This window comes from Burkholderia sp. LAS2, assembly GCF_018417615.1.
Classification (GTDB): domain Bacteria; phylum Pseudomonadota; class Gammaproteobacteria; order Burkholderiales; family Burkholderiaceae; genus Burkholderia; species Burkholderia sola.
Genome location: NZ_CP071052.1, coordinates 4,294,001 through 4,309,702 on the forward strand (window position 1 = coordinate 4,294,001; position 15,702 = coordinate 4,309,702).

Sequence of the window (15,702 nt, forward strand, 5' to 3'; positions counted from 1 at the left end):
CGCCTAAGCGCGGAGGATTCCCACATCTGGCGATGCACGTCCGCATCGGAGAATGTTCAGCGCAGCGTTGGTATCTCGATCATGCTCGACACCACAGTCACTGCAGGCCCACTCTCTTATTCGCAGTCCCGCGATACCTTTCGGCCGCGTCGTGCTGTCTTTCGATCCGCACGCCGAACAGGACTGGGTGGAACCGCTTTCGTCGACTTCCTCGAACGTGGCTCCGTGCGCGATCGCTTTGTAGCGGAGCTTGTTCCGGAAGGACGACCAGGACGCGTCGTAGACGCTCTTCGCCATCCTGGTTCTGGCGAGTTTGACAGCCGACACGTTGCCGACCGCGATGTAATCGAAACGCCGCACCAGATCGAGCGCGAGCTTATGCTGGAAATCGGCACGCGCATTCGCGACCTTGGCGTGCAGCTTCGCGATATGTCGCTTGTGCTTTCGCGCCCGCTGCGCTTTCGCCAGCTTGTCCGCCGCTCGTCGACCGAACCGGTCATTGGGCAGCTTCTCGCCGGTCGAAAGTGTGGCGAAGTCTTTCAGGCCGAGATCGATGCCCACGCCGGAACGGACCGGGCGGGCCTGCACATCGGGCATCTCGATCGCGATGTTCAGAAACCAGTTACCACGCGCATCCTGCGCAAAGTTGGTCCCGTCCTTGATCTTGCCTTCGGGAAGCGGTCGGCTGTTGAACACGCGAAAGGTGTTGACGGCGAAACGGAACGCGTCGCCCTCGCGCTTCAGGTCACGCCCCTCCAGCGGCACCCAGCCCAGCGATTTCCTGCCGCGATAGCGCAGATAAGGGTGTCGACGCTGGCTGCGCGACTTCGCATATTGCTCGCATGTCGCGTTGACCGTGCCGGAGTGGATGCCGAGTTCCTTACTGCTACCGGTCGTCAGCACGTTCAGGTCGAAACCCGTCGGCCACTTCTTGCCCCACTTGAGCGCGTGCTTCTGTGTGTCGTTGCAGAAGTTCCAGACGTAGTTCACCGCACGGCTCTGCTTGTTGAGCAGTCCGTTGAGCGACTTCACCCGGTAGCGGTAGACAAGGATCATGCCGGTGATCCTAACCCGTGGAAGAAGCAGCCTGTCAACAGCAATTCTTTCCTTCCCGCCATCAATGGCGGGATTTCTCGGAGCAAATTCTGATGAAGAAGCTACTCGTCGCGCTGGCCGTCAGCGCATTCGCCGCCGGGTGTGCGGTGCAGCCCGCGCAGCATCCGGCGCTGAACGATTCCGTTCAGACGCTCGCGCCTACCGCATGGGACACCGACGTGCCGCGCGCGGACATCGACGCCGCCGCCTGGTGGGCGCAATTCCACGACCCCGTGCTCGACCGGCTGATCGCGACCGTGCTCGACGGCAATCTCGATCTGCAGGCCGCCGCCGAACGCGTGAAGCAGGCGCAGGCGCTGACCGTGCAGAAGCGCGCGGTGTTGCTGCCCGAACTCGACGCGACCGCGCATGCGGCCGACGCACGGCAGAACACGCCGCCGCCGCTCGGTTATGTGCGGCAGGCCGGCGCGGGGCTCGCGCTCAGCTGGTCGCCCGATGTGTTCGGCGGCGAACGGCTCGATCTGCTCGCCGCTCAAGCGGAGTTGGTCGGGCAGAAGCATGCGGAAGATGCGATGCGCCTCGCGCTCGCTGCCGATGCGGCATCCGCGTATGTCGATCTGCGCTGGGCGCAGCAGGAATTGAAGATCCTGCAGGACAACGCGAAGATCCGGCAGCATGCGCTCGAACTCACGCGCAAGCGACAGGCGTTCGGGCTGTCGACGGAACTCGACGTGACCCGCGCGCAGAACCAGCTCGATGCGCTCGAAGCCAGGATTCCGCCGACGCAGGCGCAGATTTCGCATCAGTTGAATCTGATCGCCGTGTATTCGGGGCGGACGCCGGAATCGGTCGATCGACTCGTGTTGGCGCAAGCCGGGGAGATTCCGGCACCGCCGGTCGGCGCGCCGGGGACGTTGCCTTCGCAAGCATTGTTGCGGCGGCCCGATGTGCTGACTGCCTACGCTCAAGTCGAGCGGCGTGCGGCACAAGTCGGCGTAGCGAAGGCCGAGCGGTATCCGAAGTTTTCGTTGAACCTGACGGACGGAATTCTGGCGGCCTCGTATCTCGGGTTGCCGACGTTGACCGACAACCTGTTCAGCGCGGCGCTGAGTGCGACGAGCCCGATCTTCAATGCGGGGCGGATTACCGCCGATATCTCGCAGAGCGAAAGCCGGATGCGCGAGTCGGAACTCGGGTTGCGGCAGACGATGCTGCAAGCGCTGCGGGAAGTCGAGGATGCGCGCGCGAATCTCGTCAGCTCCGATGAGGCGACGCGGCGGCTCGATAGTGCATTGGCGGCTTCCGATAAAGCGCTCGGGTTGGCGAATCAGCTTTACAAGGGTGGCGCGACGGACTTTCTGGACGTGCTGTCGGCGCAGGAGGTGTATCTGCGCGATTCGGATTCGCTGAATCAGGTCAAGCGCGAGCATGCGCTGGCGGCGGTGGCGTTGTATCGGTCGCTTGGGGGTGGGTGGAGCCGGAATGATGCGGCGGGTGGGCCGCAGACGGAAACGGACGCTGTGGCGAAAAACTAGGCGGCTCACGCAATGCGAAGTCAGCCGCCCGGACACGCACCCCACTGCGGCTCCTCCGACACGCATCCGCCCCCCCGGTCAGCGCTGGATCGGCCCGCCGCGCCGCCCGCTCCGGTAGAGCAAGCCGCCCCGGCGGGGGACTGGGACAACTTCTAGGCGGCCGCCCGTGCCGCGAGTAAACTGACAGGTGGAGCAAACCGCGAGGGTCGGCGCCGACCCGGAAGGGCCGCGCGCATCTTCGTGAACGTTGAAGAAGCCGGCGAGGGCGTCAGTCATCGGCACAACGAACTCCCCGGATGCGACGGATGCCCGCCTGGCATCCGCGAGACCTCAACTCAAAGGGAACGTTCAAGATTGAATACGAGCGCACCGTCGCCCCGCCCCGCCGACGATCAACCGGAGTCGGGCGGCAAAGCCGCCGCACCGGAATACGTCTACCTCGGGCGGCAACCGATTCTGGACCGCAGCGGAGCGTTGATCGCATTCGAACTATTGTTCCGCTCGGGGACAGCCAATCGCGCCCACATCACGGATGACGCTGCCGCCACCGCGCAGGTCATCGGAAGACTCATCGGGGATATCGGCCTCACCGCCGCACTGGGCGATCGCACGGGCTATGTGAACATCGATCGAACGGTGCTGATGTCCGACATCGTCTGGTTGTTGCCACATGAACGCTTCATACTCGAAATCCTCGAAACGGTGACGTTCGACGACGCGCTCTGCAAGCGCTGTAGCGAACTGCGGCGCGCGGGCTACCGGCTCGCGCTGGACGATGTTTCCGAGGTTTCCCCCCGCCTGTTCGAATTTCTCCCTTACGTCGATATCGTCAAGATCGATTTTCTCGAATGTCCGCGCGAGCACCTTGCCGAACTGATCGGCACCGTCAAGCAGCACGGGAAGATGTCGGTCGCCGAGAAAATCGAAACGCCGGAGGACCATGCCTCCGCCATGCAAGCGGGCTTCGAACTGTTTCAAGGCTACTACTTCGCGAAACCGCAGGTGCTGACATCGCGGCGCGTCACGCCATCGCGCGACGCGCTGCTGCGCCTGCTCGTGCTTCTGGGCGGCGAACCGGAGATCGTTGAACTCGAAGCCGAACTCAAACGCATTCCGAACCTCGTCATTCCCCTTCTGATGCTGCTCAATTCAAGCGCGGTGGGGCTCAGCCAGCCCGTTTCGTCACTGCGCGAGGCGATCATGCTGGTCGGCACGCGGCAGATTACGCGCTGGACCCAGTTGCTCCTGTTTGCCGATGAGCGCCTGGACGCGTTGCGCTCCGATCCGCTGGCGCAGCTATGCGGCGCGCGGGCACGATTCATGGAACTGGCCGCGGGCCGGCTGCGGCCCGACGATGACCGGTTCGCCGCTACCGCGTTCATTGCGGGCGTGTTCTCACTCGTTCATGTGCTGTTCGGCAGCACGATCGAGGACGTCGTCACGACGACGCCGATTCACGCCGATATCCGGCGGGCACTGCTCGAACGGCATGGCGAGCTGGGTTGGCTCTTGAACGCCAGCGAGGCAGCGGAATCGGGGGACTTCGACGTCATCCGCGCAGCGTCCAATACATTGCCGATCTTCACCCCGAACGACCTGACCACGCTCTGGCTCGCTGCCGCCACGTGGTACGACGATCAGGTGCGCGGGCTACCCGCATACCGCCCTCAGTAAGCCTTGCAATGGGCGGCGCGACGGCCGCGCCGTCAATCTCGCCCAGCCCGCAGCCGCTCGACTTGCCGACGTACGGCCCGAATGGGGTCATCGCACTCAACTCTTGACCAAATCTGCCGTTAACTCAGGGCGGCGGCCCGTGCGAGGGCGATGCGCCGGCGTGCGCCGGCGTGCGGTTTCGCCGGACAACCGGGCATCGATTCCGCGTGGGCGAGTTCGATGAGTGCGCAACCCGTCGAGGCGAGCAAGATCATGCCTTGCCGGCCGGCGCGGGCGCGCCCGAAGGCTGCCGGATCGAAGCGCGCCGGCAAGGATTTTTCGTCTTGGTCAGAGAATGTACCCGAACAGCTACGATGTTCCGATCGCGCGCCTCGTCGCGCGCCAGATTCTGTCCTGCGCACCCGCCACGCCGGTGCGGGAGGCCGCGCGACGCATGTTCGCCGAACGGTGCAGCTCGATCGTCGTGATGAAGGAGGAACAGGTCGTCGGGATCTGGACCGAGCACGATGCGCTGTCGGCCGGCGACAATCCGGGCGAGCTCGATCGGCCGGTCAGCGAGGTGATGAGCCATCCGGTGCTGACGCTCGAGGCCGACACGCCGCTCGGCGAAGCCGCGATGAAGTTCAAGCAGTCGGGCGTGCGGCACTTCGTGGTGGTGCGGGATGGCGCCGCGATCGGCGTGCTGACGCAAACCGACGTCGTCGTGAACCAGGGCCCGGAATTTTTCCTGCACCTGAAGCCGATCGAGTCGATCCGCGTCCATCCGCCCGTCGTGGTGCCCGAGCAGGCCGGACTGCACGACGTCATCGCACAGATGCGCGCGCAACGGCTCGATGCGATCCTCGTTGGCTACGACGACGGCGAGCACGGCATCCTGACCGAACGCGACATCGTCCGGCTGCTGGCGGACGGCGGCGCCCAAGGCGCGGTCGGCGCCCATGCGAGCAAGCCGCTGCAGATGCTGACCGCCAGGCAAAGCCTGTATGCGGCGCAGCGCTTCATGACCGAACACAACATGCGGCATGTCGGCATCCGCGACGACGATGGCAGGCTGACCGGCCTGCTCTGCTTCGCGGACGTGCTGCAGAGCATCGAGCACGAATACGCGAACGAGCTGCGCAGCGCGTTGCGCGAGCGCGACGAAGCGCTGGGGCTCGCGCGCTTCAACCTGCGCATGGCGGATCGCGTGTTCGAATCGGCGCTCGAAGGCATCATGGTGACCGACCGACGCGCACGGATCGAGCGCGTCAACCAGGCGTTCACGCGCCTGACCGGGTACAGCGAGGATGAAGTGATCGGGCGCAACCCGGGCTTGCTGAGTTCCGGGCGCCAGACGCCCGATTTCTACAAGCAGCTGTGGCATTCGCTCACGACCGATGGCCACTGGCAAGGCGAAATCTGGAATCGCCGCAAGACCGGCGAACTGTTTCTCGAATACCTGACGATCACCAGCATTCGCGACAGCAATGGCGAGATCTCTCACTACGCGGCGATCTTTTCCGACATCACGCAGCGGCGCCAGGCGGAGGAGCGGCTGGGCTATCTCGCCACGCACGACGTGCTCACCAATCTCGCGAACCGGATGTTGTTCGAGGAGCGGCTCGCGCACGCGATCAGCCATGCGAAGCGGTTCGGCCGCAAGGTCGCGGTGATGTACCTCGATCTCGACCGCTTCAAGCTGATCAACGATACGCTCGGCCACAACGCCGGCGACGAGGTGCTGAAGATGGTCGCCGAGCGCATCGTCGCCAATGTGCGCGCGAACGACACGGTGGCGCGCATGGGCGGCGACGAATTCGCGCTCGTGCTCGAGGAGATCGACGACGTCCGCGACGTGGGACGCGTCGCGCGCAAACTGCTGGACGAAGTGGGACGGGCGATCGATATCGGCGATCGCGAGATCTTCGTGACGCCCAGCATCGGCATCAGCATCTATCCGGACGACGGCACCGCGGCGGAGGACTTGATCCTGCTCGCGGACCAGGCCATGTACGGCGCGAAGAGCCGCGGCAGGAACGTGTTCCAGTTCTTCGAAAGCAAGATGACGTCGTCGGCGATCGAGCAACTGGAGACGCTCGGCGAATTGCATCGCGCGCTCGAGCAGAACGAATTCCGCCTGTTCTACCAGCCGCAATACGATCTGGCGAGCGGCCGGATCGTCGGCGTGGAAGCGCTGCTGCGCTGGCTGCATCCGCATCGCGGCCTGGTGCCGCCGGGCGACTTCATCGGGCTGGCGGAGCGATCCGCGCTGATCGTCCCGATCGGCAAATGGGTGCTGCACGAAGCCTGCCGACAGGCGCGCCGCTGGCTCGACGAGGGCTTCGAGTTCGGGCGGGTGTCGGTGAACGTATCGGCACGGCAGTGCTTTACCGACCACTTCCTCAGCGACCTGACGACCATTCTCAGCGAAACCGCGTTGCCGGCCGAATACTTGCAGCTCGAGTTGCTTGAAAGCATGGCGATGAACACCCGCGAGGAAATCGGCATCCTGCTGCGCGAACTGGCGACGCGGGGAATCAGCCTGGCGATCGACGATTTCGGCACGGGCTATTCGTCGCTGGTGTATCTGAAGGATCTGCCCGTCGATACGCTGAAGATCGACCGGTCGTTCCTCACGGACTGCGGTTCGGGCAGCACGGACGACGCGATCGTGCGCGCGATCGTGGCGATGGGGCGTGCGCTGGGGCTCGATGTCGTGATGGAAGGCGTCGAGACGGCCAAGCAGTTGGCCTTCCTGCAGGAGATCGGCTGCCACCAGGGGCAGGGTTTCCTGTTCGCGCGGCCGCAGCCCGCCGAGCAGCTGGTCGGCATCTCGTCGCGTCGCGGGGCTGAACTGCTGACGGAGTGAGGCGGTCGTGGGGCGCGGGGCGCGTCGCTCGATATGCAAGACCGCCTTGTCGTTGAAGTGTATTGATCGCTCGAGGTGCGTACCAGCACACACCAATTGACGACTGCTCGCGGTTCCGGGGTACTGACGATCTACCCACGTAGAATTGCCCGAAATATGCTGCTCTTTCTTGATCGCGTTATCGAGGAAAGCCGTTCTCGATCCAGCGCATCCAAACCGACCGAGGCGGCGAGTTCTTCGCTGAGCCGGTGCAACGCCGTTTGACGAGCGAGTGCATCAAATTCCGACCTATTCCGCCACGCTCGCTACACCTCAATGGCAAAGTAGAACGATCATAGCTCACTGACATCAACGAATCCTGGTCGTATCGTTCGCCGACGGAGGACGCGATCGATCAACGAATTGAGGAGTGGAAGTTCGACTACAACTGGCAGCGCCCGCACGGCTCGCTCGGTGGCAAGACACCCGTCGATCGTATCGCTGATCTGACAGAAAGCCCACCTCCCGCGGAGGAGGTGGGCAGTGCCTTCGACGAAACGAAAGAGCGAATTCGGCACCGCGAATGGCGCGTCGACAAGGCCCTCGCCGAACATTGTCGGCACCTTAAGAAGTGAAACGATGTCCGTGAATCGCACACCTCGACACAACCGACGTGATCCTACGCATCGTTCAATCGCCCACACGAGCAGTCATACTGCCAATTAACGTGCACCCGCACTCGGTATGATGGCCGTGCAACGCAACGCGTTGGCCATCGATCGTTACCGTCGGATGCGCCTCGATTATCTTGTTAACTCCATGTGGTCGTCCATCCGGATATTTTTCAGGACAGTCCACCAGATCGTGCAAACGCGCAATCTTTTTGCCATCGATGCTATGTGTTTCCGATCCGGTGATCACGCGTCCGCCATGTGAGGTCGCATCACCGACCACGATCATCTGCAATGCCATACATACTCCCTATAACATAACGGGCTGAGAAGCGTTCCCGGCGTCGTGCGGACCCATCCGCTCAATCTCGGCCCATACACTTTCCGGAACGCCAGTGATAGCGACACTAAACGACTCATCAGACTGCTGACGCTGAATCAGCAAATCATGAACAAACCGATGCCGATCGAAATCCTGCCCGTACATATAGGTATGCTGACAGAACGAAAGGCGATCCCCCGGCTCGCGGATCCCCCACTGCACCGCACGGAGGTAACGAGGAATAAAATCCTCGAAGCGGTCAAGGTAGGTATGCTCTCCGTCGACATCGCCGGACTCGATCAGTGCAGCCAGAATCTCGTCGGGTTCCGTGTGCGCCGTGAGGGCATTAACGTCCTCCGGCCCAAGCTGAACCATGACAGAACGGCAGATCCTCGCGCTCGCCATCGATTCGTTTCCAATGTGCTGCCACTCCTTGTGACGCCCGCGGTACATCCATTGCTCGATAGGGCTCATGAACATGGCGCGAATCTGCTCTCCCCACGTGTTCAAAACCGCCGTCGTGTTACGCGGATCAAAGAACCGGACCATCGCGGTCATGTTGTCGCCAATATCCGCAAACAGGAAGGCTTGCAGATGCGTGACGAGCGCATCCATCTCGACCCGGCTAGAGATCAAGGACAGGCATGGACTTTGACGATCGAGCTGATCGAGTTCTACAAACCAATCCGCCTCCGTGTCATCTACCGAGACCAAAAATAATGAAGCCGGCCCGAGTTCCTCTTCAGGCAGACCAGCGAAAACGGAGAGAAACGGTACGCCAGCACGCTGCAGCAAAGGCACCACTTTCGGTGGACATACCGCCGCGTCGATCAGCCCCATCAGGCGCGCTTGCGAGGGTATAGCTTGTAGTTCCATCTGCAATCCTGTTTATCGGCTTGTTTTCCGATCCGCCTCAGGCCCAACCGGCTTGGGTCCTGCCATTACCCAAGTCGAGCTGCGAAGCGTTTGACGCAAGGCCGAGATATGCCTTGCGCTGATCTCCTCCTACAAACACGACTCGCGGGAAACCATACCCGCCGGGCGCGTACTCGTGAAAATACGGCACTCGAAACCAACAGCGACTATCGTGTATATAGTCATCAAATAGAGTGATGGCCCCAACTGGCAACTTGTTCACGGCGTCGGAAGATGTGTGCTGGCGCAGGAATGATTCCACGCCAGGTAATGGTGCAGCCATAACATCGTCCTCTACGCGGTAATTCTGCACAAGCGTCGACCAGACCGTGTTGAGCAGTATTCCGCTATACGCGAGCGTCACGCAGGGGGAATCACTCCCGGGCTGATCATGTTCGACGACAAATGTCGGTGGCACCTTGATCACGTCGCCACCGCGCGTCACTATTGGGCGATGATCCGTGCGCTTCACCTTCCACCGTTCACACTGGTCCGGATACAGGTACCCGAGAAGCAGTCGCATTTCCTCCGCGCCTTGCCGAAGGTCGGTCTGATCGTTGGTCACAACATCGAGCGGTCCCTCCCCTGGACGGGCAGGTTTCGGGTTAGCGACACCAGGATGAGCAATCGCACCGCACAGCTGCTCGTTGCGCCGGTCCATGGCTTCGTTCAGCGCCGTCACCTGTCCCTTTTGCGTGCTCATGTACGACGTATATCCCGCTCCCATCGACAGGGCGTTCGCCTGGAGCAACTGAGATTGCGACCTGAGCTTACTCATGGTCGGATCCTTTTCCGACGCCTTTGAAACCGCCTGCTGTACCTTGTGCGGCGTCATCTTGTCTTCGTGCGCGCGTTTGAAGAAAGACTGTCCCGTAACATAGCGCTGCGGATTACCAATGTCTGCGCGCAGCGTACGCCACGCCAACATCTGGCCCAATCCGACCTTCAGCGCGCCCTCCACAGTGTTAACGTTCTCGACGGTCTTTCGCCAAGCGTTAAATGCATCGATCACCGACTGGTCGAGAGCAAAGTCGGCGACCAGATCGGCACGTTTACTTATCGCATCGCTATCCATCAGTGGCACACCATACGAGGCGGCCTTAAAATACATATCGTGCAGCGGGATCTGACTAAGCTTGTAGCTGTCGTCCCCAGCTTTCGCTGCAGCTCCTCCTTTACCCTGTTCGCACGGCGCATAGCCGCCACCCACGTCCGAATGGACCCCCGGATAAGCCACCTCGTCACGGATACCGCCGCCGTAGCTGTCCCCGTTACGGATTGAATCAAGCGGAAAACTCATACGCTGCTCGTGCACCGAGAACGCGTGGTAACAGAATCGCACATCCTTAGGAATATCGAGCCGACCGTCGTTAGCAAACGCGAAGTGCCCATCAAACGTGCCAAAGTCCACGGTCGCACGAGTCGAGTCGGGAGGGCCAACGGAGGCAACTGTATCGAAAAGACCGACGAAGTTAACCTTGTAATTCAGCGCATATTTACCAGTCTGATATCCAATCCGTCCGTCCCGTGCCCATTCATTCATCAGCTTGTTGACGAATACGCGTGCGCATGCCGCCCCCCGCGAGAAACCAATTACGTTGATCCAGATCTGCTTGATCGTCTGGGGATATCGCCCCTCGTCGATCGCCTGCTTGTGAGCGAGACCTAATCGATCGGTGTAGCCAACCAGCGGGAGTTTGTGACCATCGGCCACTTCCGTGCAAACTCTTTGGACGTCGCTATCCGGAATCAGATTTCGCGTCTTGTCCGTAGCAATAGCCCGATATATAGCATTCAGTACTCTTGTGTAGCCCCACACGCAACGACTTCCAAAACCGGATGCCATTGACTTGCCGGAAGTCGAGTATGTCTGCTCACCAATACTCTTGAACGGTGTACCCACACCCGCAATATAGAAGCGAAATATCCCTTCTTCTGATCGGTCCAGTGCCGCGTTATACAGACGCGCAACATTGGAATGTGTGTGAACAAGCGAATCCCGGAACGGATTTGTCTGTTCGTCGTTATTGTTCGTGCCGTCAAAGAACAGCGTGATATGAAGTGTCTGAGGACAAGACATTAGAGCGTCGCACACCAGCGTGCGCCCTTTTCTCAACGCCGTGATACTACCCGCTATACGCCCGCCCTGAGGCATCGGATCCGCCCATCTGAGGCTCATTTTGCGCCCCCTCCATTCCGGTATAACCGATTCCACTCTTGATCCAAAACCCCGTGCACAATGTACGGATCGGTGTCCGGAGGGCGTATGCCGGGGTCGTTTAAGTCACCTTTCTGACCGTCGGCAACCATGATACGGACCCGGTCATCCGGCAAAAAGACCGCCCATAGACCGCCCATAATTTTTCCGTATTTCGGGATCCGAACGTTTTCCGCCTTGTACCAGTACCCCGGTGTCTTTCCGTCCTGCTTCTTGTCAACCAACCAGCGCACCGTCAGCCTCAGGTCCGGCTGCCATACAGAGGGGATGTCGCTGCAGCACATATCACCGCCACCACCGGACGGCTTGTTGTCTGCTTCAACGGGTAATACGTTGGGGCCACCACCGCTTACCCCCGATCCCTCCGGTCCCTCAAATCCCCACTTATGGATGTACCAAGGGGAGTAGTTCAGGGTCGAGGCGCCAACACCCAGCGTATCGTAGTGCTTCGGCAGGCTCGACAGATCAAGCGGCTGTGCCATAGCGCCAGGATGCTTATCGCATGCCCCGAGGAAAAAAACGGCAGCAAAGGCGACGGCCTGGATCGCACGTCGCCGGAAATGGGAAAGTCGGTCTGTCATCATGGATAAGTCTACGGATTAACGGGGCACCAGGGCCGCTCCGCCCCGGGCTGCCTTAAGCATGCATTCGACACAGATCTTCACGTCGTTCTCGGGTACGTGTCGGTGCTGTTTCGCCCAATCTTCGCATGAGTGAATACGGCGAATCCACAGCGCCCTTCACGGGTTGCGATTTTCGCCGGGCCCACCCGTATCATGGAGGCAGCGCCCCCGACTCCCTGCCCGCCATGCGCATCACGCCCCTGCCGCCTCTTCAGTGCCTCATCGCGTTCGAAGCCGCCGTGCGGCACGCGAGTTTCACGAAAGCCGCCGCCGAACTGCATCTGACCCAAAGCGCGATCAGCCGCCAGATCCAGCAGCTCGAGGAATTCCTCGGCCGCTCGCTGTTCGTGCGCGAACACCGTTCGCTGCGGCTGACGATCGCCGGCGAGCAATACGCGGCACAAGTCCACCACCTGCTCACGCAATGCGCGCAAGCCACGCACGACGTGATGAAACCGTACGGCGATCTCGAACTGACGATCGCGTGCTCGTCCGGCGTCGCGCTGCTGTGGCTCACGCCGCGGCTACCGAACTTCCGCGCCACGTATCCGAACATCAAGCTGCGCCTGATCGTGCGCGACGGCCTTGCATCGATGTCGCCCGCGGAATTCGACGTCGGCGTCTACTACGTGCGCCAGCAGGCGCCGGCCGAATACACCGCACGCAGGCTGTTCGACGAAGAAGTGTTCCCCGTCTGCGCGCCAGGCTATCTGGCCGGCCGCACGCTCGATGCGGCCGATCTCGCGAACGAAACGCTGCTGCGCCTCGAAGACGGCCAGCGCCAATGGATGTCGTGGTCCGAATGGTTCGACATGAACGACGTCGACCGGCAGAAGGCGCAGCCGCAGGACATCACGATCAACTCGTATCCGCAGATCGTGCAGATGACGATTCTCGGTCAGGGTGTTTCGCTCGGCTGGCGCTACATGATCGACGCATGCCTCGAAGCCGGCCTGCTCGTGCGCGTGACGGAAGCGTCCGCGAGCCACGGCGGCGGCTATTACGTGATCTCGCCGAACGACCGCGCGCAGAACCAGGCCGCCCGCCTGTTCACGCGCTGGCTGTTCGACCAGGCTGAGCAGCAGACCGCGCCCTGAATGCCCGGAGCGCGACGCATGCGTGCAGCGCATGCAGGCATGCGAATCTTTCGTTTCAGAAAAAAATCCGGCTCTCCTTAGCATGGGATTCATGCGGGGCAGCCGTCCCGTCTTCTGACCAAGGAGGAGACCATGCAAGGAACGCTTTCCCCGCGCGCCGCGCCTTCCGTCGATGCGGCGGTGCAACAGCGCCGCCGCGCCATCGTCGCGACCGTGATCGGCAACGGCCTCGAATGGTTCGACTTCACCGTCTACAGCTTCTTCGCGGTGATCATCGCGAAGCTGTTCTTCCCGACCGGCAACGAACTGACGTCCGTGCTGCTCACCGTCGCGACGTTCGGCGTGGGCTTCTTCATGCGGCCGGTGGGCGGCATCGTGCTCGGTGTCTATGCCGACAAGGTCGGACGCAAGGCCGCGCTGTCGCTCACGATCCTGCTGATGGCGGCCGGCACCGCGCTGATCGGCATCGCGCCGACCTACGAACAGGCCGGCATCGCCGCGCCGCTGATGATCGTCGTCGCACGGCTGCTGCAGGGCTTCTCTGCCGGCGGCGAGATGGGCGGCGCCACCGCGTTCCTCACCGAATACGCGCCGCCGGAGAAGCGCGCGTATTACTCGAGCTGGATCCAGTCGAGCATCGGCTTCGCGGTGCTGCTCGGTGCGGCGACCGGCACGTTCGTCACGACGTCGCTCGACACGCAGGCGCTGCATAGCTGGGGCTGGCGGCTACCGTTCCTGCTCGGGATCATCGTCGGGCCGGTCGGTTACTTCATTCGCAGCCATATCGACGAGACGCCCGCGTTCAGCGCCGTCGAATCGCAGGCGAAGGAAAGCTCGCCGCTGAAGGAAGTGCTGCACACGTATCCGCGCGAGACGTTCGCGAGTTTCTCGATGGTCATCCTGTGGACAGTCTGCACCTACGTGCTGCTGTTCTACATGCCGACCTATTCCGTGCGCACGCTGCATCTGCCGCAATCGACCGGCTTCACGGCCGGCATGGTCGGCGGGCTGATGATCATGTGCTGCTCGCCGATCGTCGGGCGACTCGCCGACGCGTGGGGACGACGCGTGTTCCTGTCCGGCTCGGCGCTTGGGATCCTCGTGCTCGCGTGGCCGATGTTCTCGTGGATCAACCATGCGCCCGGGTTCGCGTCGCTGATCGTGTTCCAGGCCGTGTTCGGCGTGCTGATCGCGACCTATACGGGGCCGATCCTCGCGGCGTTCGCGGAGCTGTTTCCGACCAAGGTGCTGTCGACCGGGCTATCCGTTGCGTACAACTTCGCGGTGACGATCTTCGGCGGGTTCGCGCCGTTCCTGATCACGTGGCTCATCGCCCGCACCGGCAGCAACATGGCGCCCGCGTTCTACGTGATGCTCGCGGCGGCCGTCAGTTTCGTCGGCACGCGCTTCGTGAAGGATGCGAAGCGTGCGGCCGCAACGACTCGATAAGGATTTTTCTCTCATGACCATTACCGTGCTTCAAGGCGGCAACGTGCTCGACCTCGAACGAGGCGTGTTGCTCGAACATCATCATGTCGTGATCGAAGGCGAGCGGATCGTCGAAGTCACCGATCGGCCGGTGGATTTGCCGAATGCGCAGGTGATCGACGTGCGCGGCAAGACCGTGATGCCGGGGTTCATCGATTGCCATGTGCATGTGCTGGCGTCGAATGCAAACCTGGGCGCGAATGCGACGCAGCCGAATATTCTCGCGGCGATTCGGTCGCTGCCGATTCTCGATGCGATGTTGGCGCGGGGGTTTACCAGTGTGCGGGATGCGGGGGGCGCGGATTGGAGTTTGATGCAGGCCGTTGAGACAGGGTTGATTCCGGGGCCGCGGATTTTTCCGTCGGGGAAAGCGCTGTCGCAGACCGGCGGGCATGGGGATTTTCGGCCGCGCGGTGATGTGCTGGAGCCCTGCTCCTGCTGTTTCAGGACGGGGGCGATTGCGCGGGTCGTCGATGGCGTTGAGGGCGTGCGGCTCGCGGTGCGTGAGGAGATTCAGAAAGGCGCGACGCAGATCAAGATCATGGCGTCAGGCGGCGTGGCTTCGCCGACCGACCCGATCGCGAATACGCAGTATTCAGAGGACGAGATTCGGGCGATTGTTGATGAGGCTGAGGCCGCGAATACTTATGTGATGGCGCATGCGTATACCGGGCGGGCGATTGCGCGGGCTGTGCGATGCGGCGTGCGGACGATCGAGCATGGGAATCTTGTGGATGAAGCGGCTGCGCTGCTTATGCATGAGCGGGGGGCGTTTGTGGTGCCTACGCTTGTGACTTATGACGCGCTGGCGAAACATGGGGCGGAGTTTGGGATGCCGGCCGACTCCATCGCGAAGGTAGCTTCCGTGCAGCAGAAAGGACGCGAGTCGCTTGAGATCTATGCGAAAGCCGGCGTGAAGATGGGGTTCGGGTCGGACCTGCTCGGCGAGATGCATGCGTTTCAGTCTGGTGAGTTTCGGATTCGGGCGGAAGTGCTCGGGAATTTGGAGGCGCTTAGGTCTGCGACGACGGTGGCGGCGGAGATTGTGAATATGACGGGGGAGCTTGGGGTCGTTGCGGTGGGGGCGATCGCTGATCTCGTCGTGCTGGATGGGAATCCGCTTGAGGATATCGGGGTCGTGGCCGATGAAGGCGCGCGGGTCGAGTATGTGTTGCAGCGGGGGGCGGTTGTGAAACGGCGGGTTGGCGGGCGGTGATTTGACGCCGTTCGGGTATTTCGGAAGGCGCGGTGCGGCCTCACTGGCCTTGCGGTCGTG

The 15,702-nt window shown here is 61.9% G+C and carries 11 protein-coding genes and 1 pseudogene; 7 read left to right on the top strand and 5 right to left on the bottom strand.

The features are described 5' to 3' along the window. Positions 1 to 3 precede the first annotated feature (3 nt). On the bottom strand, positions 4 to 1,056 hold the full coding sequence (locus JYG37_RS19690; RefSeq protein WP_124631256.1) for an RNA-guided endonuclease InsQ/TnpB family protein: 1,053 nt from the start codon (positions 1,054 to 1,056) through the stop codon (positions 4 to 6). A 92-nt stretch (positions 1,057 to 1,148) separates the two neighbouring features. Between JYG37_RS19690 and JYG37_RS19695 the strand changes: the two genes are divergently transcribed. From JYG37_RS19695 to JYG37_RS19710, 4 genes and pseudogenes are all read left to right on the top strand, one after another. Further along, complete coding sequence (locus tag JYG37_RS19695) at positions 1,149 to 2,591, top strand: efflux transporter outer membrane subunit (protein ID WP_124631255.1); 1,443 nt, start codon at positions 1,149 to 1,151, stop codon at positions 2,589 to 2,591. Between the two features lie 354 nt (positions 2,592 to 2,945). Beyond that, positions 2,946 to 4,265 carry an EAL and HDOD domain-containing protein gene (locus JYG37_RS19700; RefSeq protein WP_213345750.1) on the top strand — a complete coding sequence of 440 codons (1,320 nt, stop codon included), beginning with the start codon at positions 2,946 to 2,948 and terminating at the stop codon, positions 4,263 to 4,265. A gap of 334 nt (positions 4,266 to 4,599) precedes the next feature. Beyond that, entirely contained in the window at positions 4,600 to 7,113 is a 2,514-nt protein-coding gene (locus JYG37_RS19705) for an EAL domain-containing protein (RefSeq protein ID WP_213345751.1), read from the top strand. Between the two features lie 65 nt (positions 7,114 to 7,178). Further along, positions 7,179 to 7,712, top strand: a pseudogene (locus JYG37_RS19710) (integrase core domain-containing protein); the annotation flags it as partial. 70 nt (positions 7,713 to 7,782) lie between these two features. Here the strand turns inward: JYG37_RS19710 and JYG37_RS19715 are convergent. The 4 genes from JYG37_RS19715 to JYG37_RS19730 are packed head-to-tail and all read right to left on the bottom strand — an operon-like array spanning position 7,783 to position 11,802. Beyond that, positions 7,783 to 8,064, bottom strand: coding sequence for a PAAR domain-containing protein (locus JYG37_RS19715; protein ID WP_077179869.1), 282 nt, complete (start codon positions 8,062 to 8,064; stop codon positions 7,783 to 7,785). Positions 8,065 to 8,073: 9 nt separating this feature from the next. Then, positions 8,074 to 8,961 (bottom strand): DUF4123 domain-containing protein, encoded by an 888-nt coding sequence (locus tag JYG37_RS19720; RefSeq protein ID WP_124595203.1) that lies wholly within the window; start codon positions 8,959 to 8,961, stop codon positions 8,074 to 8,076. Positions 8,962 to 8,998: 37 nt separating this feature from the next. Then, positions 8,999 to 11,179 carry a T6SS phospholipase effector Tle1-like catalytic domain-containing protein gene (locus tag JYG37_RS19725; protein ID WP_050017853.1) on the bottom strand — a complete coding sequence of 727 codons (2,181 nt, stop codon included), beginning with the start codon at positions 11,177 to 11,179 and terminating at the stop codon, positions 8,999 to 9,001. Next, positions 11,176 to 11,802 (bottom strand): DUF3304 domain-containing protein, encoded by a 627-nt coding sequence (locus JYG37_RS19730; protein ID WP_050017852.1) that lies wholly within the window; start codon positions 11,800 to 11,802, stop codon positions 11,176 to 11,178. Before JYG37_RS19730 ends, JYG37_RS19725 begins: the two co-directional genes overlap by 4 nt. 224 nt (positions 11,803 to 12,026) lie before the next feature. Here JYG37_RS19730 and JYG37_RS19735 point away from each other — a divergent pair, with 224 nt between their 5' ends. The 3 genes from JYG37_RS19735 (at position 12,027) to JYG37_RS19745 (ending at position 15,642) form a co-directional block, all read left to right on the top strand. Beyond that, on the top strand, positions 12,027 to 12,938 hold the full coding sequence (locus JYG37_RS19735) for a LysR substrate-binding domain-containing protein (protein WP_176015474.1): 912 nt from the start codon (positions 12,027 to 12,029) through the stop codon (positions 12,936 to 12,938). 132 nt (positions 12,939 to 13,070) lie between these two features. Then, positions 13,071 to 14,387, top strand: coding sequence for an MFS transporter (locus tag JYG37_RS19740; protein ID WP_050017850.1), 1,317 nt, complete (start codon positions 13,071 to 13,073; stop codon positions 14,385 to 14,387). A gap of 13 nt (positions 14,388 to 14,400) precedes the next feature. Then, entirely contained in the window at positions 14,401 to 15,642 is a 1,242-nt protein-coding gene (locus JYG37_RS19745) for a metal-dependent hydrolase family protein (protein ID WP_213345752.1), read from the top strand. Positions 15,643 to 15,702 lie beyond the last annotated feature (60 nt).

Bases quoted from the DNA above. Each gene is read 5' to 3' on its own strand.
- JYG37_RS19690 (WP_124631256.1), bottom strand. From the start codon at position 1,056: ATGATCCTTGTCTACCGCTACCGGGTGAAGTCGCTCAACGGACTGCTC.
- JYG37_RS19695 (WP_124631255.1), top strand. From the start codon at position 1,149: ATGAAGAAGCTACTCGTCGCGCTGGCCGTCAGCGCATTCGCCGCCGGG.
- JYG37_RS19705 (WP_213345751.1), top strand. From the start codon at position 4,600: ATGTACCCGAACAGCTACGATGTTCCGATCGCGCGCCTCGTCGCGCGC.
- JYG37_RS19715 (WP_077179869.1), bottom strand. From the start codon at position 8,064: ATGGCATTGCAGATGATCGTGGTCGGTGATGCGACCTCACATGGCGGA.
- JYG37_RS19720 (WP_124595203.1), bottom strand. From the start codon at position 8,961: ATGGAACTACAAGCTATACCCTCGCAAGCGCGCCTGATGGGGCTGATC.
- JYG37_RS19725 (WP_050017853.1), bottom strand. From the start codon at position 11,179: ATGAGCCTCAGATGGGCGGATCCGATGCCTCAGGGCGGGCGTATAGCG.
- JYG37_RS19730 (WP_050017852.1), bottom strand. From the start codon at position 11,802: ATGATGACAGACCGACTTTCCCATTTCCGGCGACGTGCGATCCAGGCC.
- JYG37_RS19735 (WP_176015474.1), top strand. From the start codon at position 12,027: ATGCGCATCACGCCCCTGCCGCCTCTTCAGTGCCTCATCGCGTTCGAA.
- JYG37_RS19740 (WP_050017850.1), top strand. From the start codon at position 13,071: ATGCAAGGAACGCTTTCCCCGCGCGCCGCGCCTTCCGTCGATGCGGCG.
- JYG37_RS19745 (WP_213345752.1), top strand. From the start codon at position 14,401: ATGACCATTACCGTGCTTCAAGGCGGCAACGTGCTCGACCTCGAACGA.